The sequence below is a fragment of the Roseibium litorale genome, from assembly GCF_014842915.1.
GTDB lineage: Bacteria > Pseudomonadota > Alphaproteobacteria > Rhizobiales > Stappiaceae > Roseibium > Roseibium litorale.
In genome coordinates, this window is record NZ_JACYXI010000001.1 from 609,249 (window position 1) to 621,144 (window position 11,896).

The 11,896-nt window shown below is 59.8% G+C and carries 10 protein-coding genes; 6 read left to right on the top strand and 4 right to left on the bottom strand.

Annotated features, from left to right (window positions below; translation table 11 throughout):
* Positions 1 to 49: 49 nt before the first annotated feature.
* Both IG616_RS03110 and IG616_RS03115 read right to left on the bottom strand, forming a co-directional pair.
* Entirely contained in the window at positions 50 to 811 is a 762-nt protein-coding gene (locus IG616_RS03110) for an ABC transporter permease (protein WP_192146265.1), read from the bottom strand.
* A complete protein-coding gene (locus tag IG616_RS03115) occupies positions 808 to 1,734 on the bottom strand; it encodes an ABC transporter ATP-binding protein (protein ID WP_192146267.1) in 927 nt (308 codons plus the stop codon). Before IG616_RS03115 ends, IG616_RS03110 begins: the two co-directional genes overlap by 4 nt.
* Before the next feature lie 280 nt (positions 1,735 to 2,014).
* Here IG616_RS03115 and IG616_RS03120 point away from each other — a divergent pair, with 280 nt between their 5' ends.
* The 3 genes from IG616_RS03120 to IG616_RS03130 all read left to right on the top strand — a co-directional run bounded on the left by IG616_RS03120 (position 2,015) and on the right by IG616_RS03130 (position 5,228).
* Complete coding sequence (locus IG616_RS03120; protein WP_192146269.1) at positions 2,015 to 2,917, top strand: pirin family protein; 903 nt, start codon at positions 2,015 to 2,017, stop codon at positions 2,915 to 2,917.
* Between the two features lie 122 nt (positions 2,918 to 3,039).
* On the top strand, positions 3,040 to 4,203 hold the full coding sequence (locus IG616_RS03125) for a GNAT family N-acetyltransferase (protein ID WP_192146271.1): 1,164 nt from the start codon (positions 3,040 to 3,042) through the stop codon (positions 4,201 to 4,203).
* 113 nt (positions 4,204 to 4,316) lie between these two features.
* On the top strand, positions 4,317 to 5,228 hold the full coding sequence (locus IG616_RS03130) for a PhzF family phenazine biosynthesis protein (RefSeq protein ID WP_192146274.1): 912 nt from the start codon (positions 4,317 to 4,319) through the stop codon (positions 5,226 to 5,228).
* Positions 5,229 to 5,249: 21 nt separating this feature from the next.
* On the opposite strand, the gene IG616_RS03135 is transcribed toward IG616_RS03130, so the two are convergent.
* The gene (locus IG616_RS03135) at positions 5,250 to 5,711 is read right to left on the bottom strand and encodes an Lrp/AsnC family transcriptional regulator (protein WP_192146276.1); all 462 of its coding nucleotides are present in this window, start codon (positions 5,709 to 5,711) and stop codon (positions 5,250 to 5,252) included.
* A gap of 146 nt (positions 5,712 to 5,857) precedes the next feature.
* Here IG616_RS03135 and IG616_RS03140 point away from each other — a divergent pair, with 146 nt between their 5' ends.
* The 3 genes from IG616_RS03140 to IG616_RS03150 all read left to right on the top strand — a co-directional run bounded on the left by IG616_RS03140 (position 5,858) and on the right by IG616_RS03150 (position 10,922).
* On the top strand, positions 5,858 to 6,877 hold the full coding sequence (locus tag IG616_RS03140; RefSeq protein ID WP_192146708.1) for a 1-aminocyclopropane-1-carboxylate deaminase: 1,020 nt from the start codon (positions 5,858 to 5,860) through the stop codon (positions 6,875 to 6,877).
* 240 nt (positions 6,878 to 7,117) lie between these two features.
* On the top strand, positions 7,118 to 8,923 hold the full coding sequence (gene ggt, locus IG616_RS03145; RefSeq protein WP_192146278.1) for a gamma-glutamyltransferase: 1,806 nt from the start codon (positions 7,118 to 7,120) through the stop codon (positions 8,921 to 8,923).
* A 433-nt stretch (positions 8,924 to 9,356) separates the two neighbouring features.
* Entirely contained in the window at positions 9,357 to 10,922 is a 1,566-nt protein-coding gene (locus IG616_RS03150) for a 2-isopropylmalate synthase (RefSeq protein WP_192146281.1), read from the top strand.
* Between the two features lie 89 nt (positions 10,923 to 11,011).
* On the opposite strand, the gene IG616_RS03155 is transcribed toward IG616_RS03150, so the two are convergent.
* Positions 11,012 to 11,653, bottom strand: coding sequence for a GNAT family N-acetyltransferase (locus IG616_RS03155; protein ID WP_192146283.1), 642 nt, complete (start codon positions 11,651 to 11,653; stop codon positions 11,012 to 11,014).
* Positions 11,654 to 11,896 lie beyond the last annotated feature (243 nt).

The window sequence follows — 11,896 nt, forward strand, 5'->3', positions numbered from 1 at the left end:
TGCCCGGCATACCTGGCTCAAGGCCAGGCCTGCAAGGCGGCCCCGGCTATCAGGCCTTGAGCTTGTATCCTGTCCTGAAGATCCAGCCAATGACAGCCAGGCAGATTGCCAGGAAGACGCCGGTCATCAACAGGGACACCCACAGGCTCACATCCGCCTGACCATAGAAGCTCCATCGGAAGCCGGAGATGAGATAAACGACCGGATTGAACAGGGTCACCGTCTGCCACACCGGCGGCAGCATGGAGATCGAATAGAAGCTGCCCCCGAGGAATGCGAGCGGTGTCACGATCAGCAACGGAACGAACTGCAGCTTCTCGAAGCTGTCTGCCCAGATACCTATGATGAAGCCCAGAAGCGCAAAAGTGACGGATGTGAGGACGAAGAACGTCAGCATCCAGAAGGGATGCTGGATCTCGAGGTCCACGAAGGCCGCCGCAGTCAGAAGGATAATCGCCCCGACCATTGCCGATTTCGTCGCAGCCGCGCCTACAAAGGCAACGGTGATTTCCAGGAAAGACACAGGCGCCGACAGAATTTCGAAAATTGTGCCGGTGAACTGCGGGAAATAGATCCCGAACGAGGCGTTGGAGAGGCTCTGGGTCATAAGGGACAGCATGATCAGCCCCGGAACGATGAAGGCGCCGTAGGACACGCCGTCCACCTCGGAGATCCTAGAGCCGATAGCAGCGCCGAAGACCACAAAATAGAGCGATGTTGAAATCACGGGAGAAACGATGGACTGCATCAGCGTGCGCATCGTCCGCGCCATCTCGAAGAAATAGATGGCCTTGATGGCTTGGAAATTCATGACTTGGCCTTCACGAGATCAACGAAAATGTCTTCAAGGGAACTCTGGCGGGTGTTGAGGTCATGGAACCGCACACCTGACTGGGACAGGACCGTAACGAGCTTCGTCACTCCGGTCCGCTCCGCCTGCGCATCGTAGCTGTAGGTGATGAGGCGGCGGTCCTCGGAAAGCGTGATCGCCTGGCCATCCAGGCCCTCCGGCAAAGCTGCAAGAGGCTCGACCAGTTCGATGGTCAGTTCCTTGCGCCCCAGCTTCTGCATCAAAGCCGTTTTTTCATCGACCAGAATGATCTCGCCCTTGTTGATCACCCCGACCCGGTCGGCCATTTCCTCGGCCTCCTCGATGTAATGGGTGGTCAGAATGATCGTGACGCCGCGCTGCTTCAACTCTCCCACCAGGCGCCACATGTCCCGGCGCAGCTCCACATCCACGCCTGCGGTCGGCTCGTCCAGAAAGAGCACCTTCGGCTCATGAGCCAGCGCCTTGGCGACCAGAACACGCCGTTTCATGCCGCCTGAAAGGGTCATGATCGGATTGTTGCGCTTGTCCCAGAGACTGAGATCCTTGAGAATTTCCTCGATCAGCTCCGGCTTCTTCTTCAAGCCGAACAAGCCACGGGTAAAGGACACCGTGTCGATCACCTTCTCGAACGGGGCCGTCGGCATTTCCTGCGGCACCAGACCGACAAGCCTGCGGGCGGCCCGGTAATCCTTCTGTGTATCAAAACCGCCGATGGAGATGCTGCCGCTGGTCGGGATCACCAGGCCGCAAATCGTGCTGATGAGAGTGGTCTTGCCTGCGCCATTGGGACCGAGAAGCGCAAACACCTCGCCCTCGTGAATATCAAGCGACACGGATTTCAGAGCCTGAAACCCGCCCTCATATGTCTTGTCCAGAGCCTGAACGGAAATGATCGGGGACATGAAAAGCCTGTGATGGAAGAGATCTGACAAGAAAAGCGCCGAAAAGTCCGCACTTGATCCAGGTCATATGGGCCAGAGGCGGAAAACTGCCAGAGGACCGGACCAAAGAAAAGACCTCTCCGGCGTTTTCCGGACAGTTGGCGGCAAGTGACGACGGCGCCGCTGATTTTCTAACGGCCGTTTCCATTTGTTGAACACTCTGTCGAAACTCCGCTTATCGCGCTCTTCTCACGGTGAATTACATTAGGGGCAACGCAACTCCGATAAAGGAGACACCAATATGTCCATCCGTCCCGTCACTCACATCGGCTCCACACAACCCACCCTTGAAGGGGCGGGCGTTAAGCTGGAGCGCGTCTTCGGATTTCAGGATCCGGAGATGCTGGACCCGTTCCTGCTGCTTGACGATTTCCGCAATGAACGCCCGCAGGACTATCTGGCTGGCTTTCCCTGGCATCCGCACCGGGGCATCGAGACCATCACCTATGTTCTGGCCGGTACCGTCGAGCATGGCGACAGCCTCGGCAACACCGGTTCGCTTGGCGCTGGTGACGTGCAGTGGATGACCGCCGGACGCGGCATCATGCACCAGGAGATGCCAAAGGGAGACCAGAAGGGCCGGATGCATGGCTTCCAGCTCTGGGCCAACCTGCCCTCGTCCCTGAAGATGACCGAGCCGCGCTATCAGGATGTGAAGTCCGGCGAGATACCGGTAATCACTGATGACGACGGCACCTCCGTGCGTGTCATCTGCGGCAACTTCTGGGGCAAGTCCGGTCCAGTCGACGGTATTGCCGCCGAACCGCAGTATCTCGATGTCTTCGTCCCCGCGGGCAAGCGGAAACGGTTGAAGGTCGACACTTACAAGCAGACCTTCGCCTATATCTTCGAAGGCTCCGGGCGGTTTGAAGGGGCCTCCGATCCCTTCGGTGTCCTGACCGAAAAAGAATTCGGCGGTGAGGAGCTGCACATCCGGGACCAGTCCGGCGACCGTACGCTGGTCATCTTCGGCAGCGGCGATGAGATCGTCGTGCAGGCCGGGGATCACGGCATCCGCTTCCTGCTGGTCTCCGGCGCTCCGATCAAGGAACCCGTGGCCTGGCACGGACCAATCGTCATGAACACACGGGCCGAACTGCACCAGGCTTTCAACGAGCTGCGCTCCGGCACCTTTATCCGCTGAACCACAACGAAGCCCCTGCTCTTTGACATGAAGTCCAGGGGCTTCTTCTTTTCTCCGCCTCTTGCCTGTCACAATTATCAAGGATACGGCTCAGTCCTCACAGACTTTTTCTCCAGGACGCCATGACCCTCAAGATCCGCTCCGCCTGCTCCAGTGATACCAAAGACCTGACCGCAATCCTGTACGAGGCCAAGGGGTCGAGAGGCTATACGCTGGAACAGATGGACGGTTTCAGGTCTCAATTCCGGATTGATGACGCCCTCCTGGAAAACATGGATGTCATCGTGGCAGAACTGGATGGAAAGCCTGTGGGCTTTGCGGCCGGTTGCCTTCAACCCGATCATTACCTGATCGATTATCTTTTCGTCCTGCCGGAAACAGCCGGGCGAGGCATCGGGCGGCTTCTTCTGGAACGGATCAGTGATCTGGCCTCCACGCTCAGCGCCCAGCGGCTTAGGCTGGAGAGCGACGCCTATGCCGAGGCGTTCTACCTGGCGCGCGGCTTCAAACGGGTGAGCACCCTGTCCAGCCAGATGGCCCCGTCAGGTAAAATTCCTGTCATGGAAAAAGACCTGTCTCCAATGGTTCAGGAGCTGAAGAGCCTGGACATCCGGTTGGACCGGACAAGCTGCTGGCCCTTTGAGGAAAGCAACCGCGACGCCATCAACGCCCATTGGTCGAAGGCACTCGACCGGAATCCGCATCTGTGGAACGGCCGCGTGCTGAAGCTGACGAGCCACGTTTTCGATGACGGCATTCTCACCGGCATCTGCCACGAGACGTCGTTTGCCGCCTTTCTCGCCTGGCGCGACTGGGGCGCACCGGACCGGACCACCCGGAACCTCTTCGGCTCAGCCCTTATCCGCAGCCGGGAGGGTTTCCTGCTTTATGGCGTCATGTCCGAGTGGACCGCGAACCCGGGGCAGATCTATCCGCCCGGTGGCAACATCGATATGGCGGACGTCAGGGAGGATGGCCGTGTCAACGTGCTTGGCTCTCTCTACAGGGAGCTTGTCGAGGAAACCGGCCTCACACCGGACCAGGTGATCGAAGGACCGCTGTTCGCCGTCTTTGACGGGCCTCGTCTTTGTATTGGCCGCGTCATGAATATCGACGAGCCGGCGGAAGAGCTAAGAACCCGCATTCTGGCCCATTCCCTCGCCTCGGAAGAGCAGGAATTGTCTGATGTCAGGATCCTGCGGACCTCCAGCGACGGCCAATCGCCGAAAACAACGACCTACGCCCGCGCCCTTGCCCGGAAACTGCTGCCCGAGCGGCACCAGTAACAGGGGCTTAACCAAGTCAAACACTTATCGGCTGGCGAAGCCCCCTCTTTCCGTGCCACTCTCCGGCTGCTAAGACAACTGCGCTGCTACAACTGCATCGGGAGACTGCACTCATGGGCCGTCGTTATGCCATTCTGGACGTCTTCACCAACAAGCCATTGACCGGCAATCCGCTGGCCGTGGTGCTGGACGCGGAAGGGCTTTCAGATGCTCAGATGCAGGCAATTGCCGGTGAGTTTAATCTCTCCGAGACAGTCTTTGTCCTGCCTCCTGAGAACCCAGGCCATTCCGCAACCATGCGCATTTTCACCCCCAAGGTGGAACTTCCCTTCGCCGGTCATCCGACAGTTGGCACCGCCGTTCTGATGGCCATGGAGCGCTTTGGCGACATCTCCGGCGAACAGGACGCCATGGTCGTGCTGAAGCAAGGCATCGGAACCGTGCGCTGTGCTGTGGTTCTCAAGGAAAATGCGGCCGCCTTTGCCGAATTCGATGTGCCCCGCCTGCCGGAACCGGCGGGCCCAACGGTCAGCAAGGACCTGATCGCAGAAGCGCTGAGCCTCGATCCTTCCGAGATCGGCTTTGAGAATCATGCGCCGTCCCGTTTCAAGGTTGGGCCCGCATTCAACTATGTTCCGGTGCGCGACCTTGAGGCCCTTGCGCGGGCGAAACCGGACATGTCCCGCTGGCAGAAAGCATTCGGTCACGACGACCACAATGATGCCTATGTCTATTGCCGGGAAACCCGTTCCCAGGACAGCGCCTTCCAGGCCCGCCTCTTCGCACCCGAAATGGGGATCATGGAAGATCCGGCGACGGGGTCCGCAGCCGCTGCTTTTGCCGGTGTCGTCCAATTCTATGACGCGCTTCCGAACGGCACCCATTTCATCCGCATTGAACAGGGCTTCCAGATGGGACGCCCATCGCTGATCGATCTTGAGATCGACATAGCCTCACGCAAGCTGCACGCCGTCCGCATTGGCGGACAGGCCGCTCTTGTCGCCCGGGGCGAGCTGTTCGTGTGATCACGGAAGACGGCGCGCCGCTCAAAAGTCGAGAGGCGCGTTGTCCGTCACTTCCTTCATGACGAAAAAGGTGCGCGTCTGGCGCACGCCCGGCAGGGTGATCAGCTCCCTTGCATGAAGCCGGTTGAAATCCGGCATGTCCTTGACCCTGATTTTCAGCAGATAGTCGAAGTCACCCGCGACCAGATTGCAGTCGAGAACCACAGGCATTTTCGATACAGCGGCTTCAAAGGTGCCGAAACTTTCCGGGGTTGACCGGTCCAGAACGACCCCGACCATGACAAGCGCCCCAAGTCCGACGCGCTCGGGAGCGATCTGCGCCCTGACGGACTTGATATATCCCTCATCAAAAAGACGCTGGGTCCGCCTGTGACATGTCGCCGGACTGACATTGACGCGCGATGCCAGCTCCGCATTGGTCAGTCTTCCATCTTCCTGCAGAAGCTTCAGAATCCGCCGGTCAACGCGGTCAAGTTCGTCCATGATGATTTCTTCCGAAATTAATCCTTCAAACGGAAGAATAGCAAAACATATTGAAGAACGGATGGATTTTTAATCAATCAAGACCCGAATTTTGAAAGCACCTTCCTCCAAGTGCTTGTTAGCCTGTTTTTAGCTAGAAACTGGAGATCCCCATGCTGGAAGAGTTTGAGAAATACCCCCTCACCTACGGCCCGACGCCGATCGAGCATCTGCCGCGCCTGACGGAAGCTCTCGGCGGTGAAGTTGAAATCTACGCCAAGCGTGACGACTGCAATTCCGGTCTGGCCTTCGGCGGCAACAAGCTGCGCAAGCTTGAATACATTGTTCCGGACGCAATCAAGTCCGGCGCCGACACGCTGGTGTCCATCGGCGGTGTTCAGTCCAACCACACCCGCATGGTCGCAGCGACCGCTGCCAAGATCGGCATGAAATGCGTTGTGGTGCAGGAAAAGTGGGTGCCCCATTACGATGCCGTCTATGACCGCGTCGGCAACATTCTCCTGACCCGTCTCATGGGCGCAGACAGCCGCCTCGTTGAAGACGGTTTCGACATCGGCATCCGCAAGAGCTGGGAAGACGCGCTTCAGTCCGTGCGCGACAAGGGCGGCAAGCCCTATGGCATTCCGGCTGGCGCTTCCGAGCACAAATACGGCGGTCTGGGTTATGTCGGCTTTGCCGAGGAAGTCCGTGAGCAGGAAGCCGAGCTCGGCTTCAAGTTCGACTACATCGTCGTTTGCGTCGTGACCGGCTCCACCCAGGGCGGCATGATCGTGGGCTTTGCCAAGGACGGCCGCGCCGACCGCGTCATCGGCATCGATGCCTCCGGCACCCCGGAACAGACCCGCGCCCAGGTGCGCCGCATCGTCGACAACACCGCCGAACTGGTGAAGCTCGGCCGGAAGGTGAGCGACGAGGAAATCGTCATCAACCCGGACTACGCCTACCCGGCTTATGGCGTTCCGAGCGACGAGACCAACGACGCGATCCGACTTGCTGCCCGCACCGAAGCCATGATGACCGACCCGGTCTATGAGGGTAAGTCCATGCAGGGCATGATCGACCTGGTGAAGAAGGGCTTCTTCCCGAAGGGCTCGAAGGTCCTTTATGCGCACCTCGGCGGCGCACCGGCCCTGAACGGTTACTCCTATTACTACAAGGACGGCTAACCGGTTGCGGGGCTGCGGACACTCCCTCCCAGCCCCGCACGCGCCGTCCGGCTTGCGGTCCGTGGTCACCCGATAATTTCAAATAGGTCCCCATCCCTATTTAGTGACCACGGACCGCAAGAGCTCCCCTAACTTCCTGCCCTCTTTTCAAGATTCAGTCTTTGCCTTGCCGCTGAGAGCCGCTACGCTCGGGACGGGATGACCGCCCGATCACCACCTCAGATGGAGAACCGCGAAGCAATGTCTGTCCGCACTCTTTCCTTGAAGCTTGCCCTTCTGGCCAGTCTGGCCGCCTTTCCGGCCTACGCACAGCAAGCAGCAGATACGGTCGCTCCGGAAACAGCCTCCCAGACGAGCGCCTTTGAAGGCCTTAGCGATGCGGCCAAGGCAGCGCTTGCTCTCAAGGAACAGGGAAAACCTGTTTCCGCCAAGCACTGGATGATCGCCGCTGCCAATCCGCTGGCAACAGAAGCCGGTGCGAAGATTCTGCGCGCCGGAGGCAGTGCAGCCGACGCCATGGTCGCCGTGCAGACCGTGCTTGGCCTTGTCGAGCCCCAATCCTCCGGCCTTGGCGGCGGGGCCTTCCTGGTCTGGTACGATGCAGCCTCCGGCAAACTGACCACGCTGGACGCCCGCGAAACCGCTCCCATGGCCACAACGCCAAGGCTTTTCCAGACAGAGGAAGGCGAGCCGCTCAAATTCTACGACGCAGTGGTCGGTGGGCGTTCGGTCGGAACGCCCGGAACGCCTATGCTGCTGGAAGAAGCCCACAAGCGCTGGGGCAAGCTGGAATGGCCGGGCCTGTTCTCCGAGGCCATTTCGCTGGCCGAAGGCGGCTTCAAGGTCTCACCGCGCCTGGCGTCGCTGGTTGCGGGAGAGCCAGAAGACCGCCTCGCCCGGTTCGATGCCACAAAAGCCTATTTCTATCCGGGTGGCACGCCCCTGCAGGCGGGAGCCCTTCTGAAGAACCCGGACTACGCCGAAACCCTCAAGGCTCTCGCCAAGGACGGAGCCAAGGCCTTCTATCAGGGCGATATCGCCAAGGATATCGTAAAGACCGTTCAGTCGGCAGCGGGCAACCCGGGCGTTCTGTCCCAGGCCGATTTCGATTTCTATCAGGTGAAGGAACGCAAGCCCGCCTGTGCGGAATACCGTGGCTATGAAGTCTGCGGCATGGGACCACCCTCCTCGGGCGCGCTCACCGTCGGCCAGATCCTCGGCATGCTGGAGCCTTACGACCTTGCCAGCCTCGGCCCGGCAAGCGCGGACAGCTGGCGGCTGATTGGCGATGCGTCCCGTCTCGCCTTCGCAGACCGTGGCCGCTACATGGCCGATAGTGACTTTGTGCCCATGCCCACCAAGGGCCTGCTCGATCCGGCCTATCTCAAGTCCCGAGCCAATCTCCTGAGCGGCGACGATTCTCTGCCGGAAGTCAGCGCTGGCAACCCGCCCTGGGACCATGCGCAGCTCTACGCAGACGATATGGCCATTGAGCTGCCATCAACCTCTCACATCTCGATCGTTGATGGCGAAGGCAACGCTCTTTCGATGACCACCACCATCGAGAACGGCTTCGGCTCCCGCCTGTTCGTGCGCGGTTTCCTGCTCAACAACGAGCTGACGGACTTCTCGTTCAAGACCCAGGAAGATGGCGTTCCGATTGCCAACCGGGTCGAGCCGGGCAAGCGCCCCCGCTCCTCCATGTCACCGACAATCGTACTGAAGGACGGCAAGCCGGCTCTCGTGGTTGGCAGCCCCGGCGGCAGCCAGATCATCGGTTACGTGGCGCAGGCCTTGATCGCCCACCTGGACTGGGGGCTTGATGTGCAGGAGGCCGTTTCCCAGCCGCACCTGATCAACCGCTTCGGCACCTACGACATTGAGGAAGGCACCGCTGCCACAGACCTTGCAGCTCCGCTGGAGGCGATGGGCTTCAAGGTCAAGGCCAGCACCATGACTTCGGGACTTCAGGCCATTGCGATTGGGCCGGATGGTCTGGAAGGCGGTGCCGACCCGCGCCGCGAGGGAATCGCCATCGGCGAGTAACCTCTTCTGAACAGAATGGAAAAACAGGGTCCCTGGCTTCACCGCAAGGGACCCATTGTCATCTGGAACCCGCCAAAACGGTTGCATCCCGAATTTCTGTCCTCTAAAAGAAGTCCCGGTAACTCTTCGCTCATGTCTTTTTGCCAGCCTTGGCACATTGATGAGCATCCGCAAAAGGCCCTGAAACACCGATGATCGCGCCGCGCGACACCTCCGGTTCTTTCAACGACGCGCAGCTTTCGCGCGGCGGCCTTCTTCTTGCTGACCTTCTTCTGCTTAGCTGCCCCTGAGCGCTGGCTGATCCGTATCTTGCGGACGGGCACTTAGGGGAGATAAAGAAAAGCCACCAGTTCAAGACACTGATCGGACAGAGGCTTCCCGGGCCTGCAACAGACACCGCCCTGCCCGCCGATCCACCGGAAGGAAACACCCCATGACCGCAGCTCAGAACGGCAGCGAAAAAGACAAGGTCTTCATCTTCGACACCACCTTGCGCGACGGCGAACAGTCGCCCGGCGCTTCCATGACCCTCGAAGAAAAGCTGCAGATTGCGGAAATCCTCGACGACATGGGCGTCGATATCATCGAAGCCGGTTTCCCGATCGCCTCCAACGGTGACTTTGAAGCCGTGGCCGAAATCGCCAAGAACGCCAAGCGCTCTGTCATCGCAGGTCTGGCCCGCGCGATCCACGCCGACATCGACCGTTGCGGTGAAGCCGTGAAGCATGCCGGCCGCGGCCGCATACACACCTTCGTCTCCACCTCGCCGATCCATCTGAAGTATCAGATGAACAAGACCGAAGAGCAGGTGCTCGACATCATCACCGACACGGTCACCCGCGCCCGCAACCTGATCGACGACATTGAATGGTCGGCCATGGACGCGACCCGCACGCCGATCGACTATCTCTGCCGCACGGTAGAGGCCGCTATTGCGGCAGGCGCGACAACCATCAACCTGCCGGACACCGTCGGCTACGCCACCCCGGACGAGTACAAGCAGATGTTCATGGACATCCGCAACCGGGTTCCGAATGCCGACAAGGCGGTCTTCTCCGTTCACTGCCATGATGACCTGGGGCTGGCAGTTGCCAACTCGCTGGCAGGCGTTGCCGGCGGCGCGCGCCAGATCGAATGCACCATCAACGGTCTTGGTGAGCGCGCAGGCAACGCGGCGCTGGAAGAAATCGTCATGGCGATCCGCACCCGCGGCGACGTTCTGCCTTATGCCTGTGGTGTCGACCCGAAGTTCATGACCCGCGCGTCCAAGCTGGTCGCCGGTGCTTCCGGTTTCGCGGTTCAGTACAACAAGGCCATCGTCGGCAAGAACGCTTTTGCCCACGAGAGCGGCATCCATCAGGATGGCATGCTGAAGAACGCCGAAACTTACGAAATCATGCGTCCGGAAGACGTTGGGGTCCGCGCGACCTCCCTGGTTATGGGCAAGCATTCCGGCCGCCATGCGTTCAAGGACAAGCTGAAGGAATTGGGCTACGAACTGGGCGACAACGCCCTGCAGGAAGCCTTCCGCCGGTTCAAGGATCTGGCCGACCGCAAGAAGCACGTCTATGACGAAGACATCGAAGCGCTGGTGGAAGACGAAATCTCCATCGCCAGCGATCAGACCCGCGTCATCGCCCTGACGGTGATTGCCGGTACGGGCGGCCCGCAGAAGGCAATCCTGACCATGGATGTCGGTGGCCAGCACATCACCAAGGAAGCCACCGGCGACGGCCCGGTGGATGCCACCTTCAACGCCATCAAGTCCATCGTGCCCCACGACGCGAAGCTGTCGCTCTATCAGGTGCACGCCGTGACCGAAGGCACCGACGCACAGGCAGAAGTCTCCGTCCGTCTGGAAGCTGGCGGCCGCATTTCCACCGGCAAGGGCGCCGATACAGATACGCTCGTGGCCTCCGCCCGGGCCTATGTCTCCGCCCTCAACAAGCTGAACCTGCGCCAGCAGGGCTCCAATCCGGGCGCGCTCCAGGCTGTCTGAGGACAGTGGCAAGGTCAGAACAGCGAAAGGGCGCCCCGGCGCCCTTTTTTGTAGTCCAAGCTCTGACGGACTGCGGCCACTCCGGCCTTTCAGGCACTCATCATCACGTAGCTGCGCATGGAGGGGCTGAGGAGCTGGAAAAGATCACAGGGACGGCCATCGATCCGGCTGCTTTCCCGGTAGCTGAAGCCCAGGCGCGTCACCACCTCACGGCCAGCCTTGTCGTCTGTTCTGAGGCTTGCGACCAGGTGAGAGAAATAGGTGTTCTCGAAGAACCACTCTGTCAAATCCTGACAGATGTCCCGTGCAATCGTGGGATAAAGAGACAAAGCCGCGCGGGAAAAGCTGTAGCTCAGGCCAATTTCAGAGGTCTCTTCAATCGGCACGAAACCTGCCCAGCCAAGAAAGCCATTGCCGGTCCGGATGAGAGCTGCCGCGTTCTCGGCAGCTTGCCCTTCAGCCATATCCAGGCGGGACGCCCCAGAGGGATAAGCCTCCCGGAAGCGCTGCTGGCGTGAAAGGACCTTGAACGTGCTGAACCCATGCCTGGCCTGGTTCTCCAACGTGCGGGACAACCACATTCCGGCTTGCTGCTCATCCCAGGCGCGTTCGTTCCCTGTGAGAAAACGATGCACTTCCGGATCTGAGTGATGATCAAGAATGAGTGGGAGATCTTCCTCCGAAAACGGCTGAAGACTGATACCTCCCCGCACCAGAACGGTATCGTTCATGGATTGCCTCCCTTAGACCTCGGGCATCCTGCACATCTGATTTGCGGCACTGCCCGTTTCGCGGCTCCGGCAACTTTGATTGCCCGGAACACGCTGCTATCGCGTCATGGCCTCCTCCTGCCACGGGACTGGTCTAACCCATGATTGTGAAAACTCAAAGGCAAGCCGGAGAAGAAACTCGAAGTTTTCCAAAATTGCACGTTATTTCAGCAACTTGCTCGCACTTGCGAGGGTGCGCCGCAC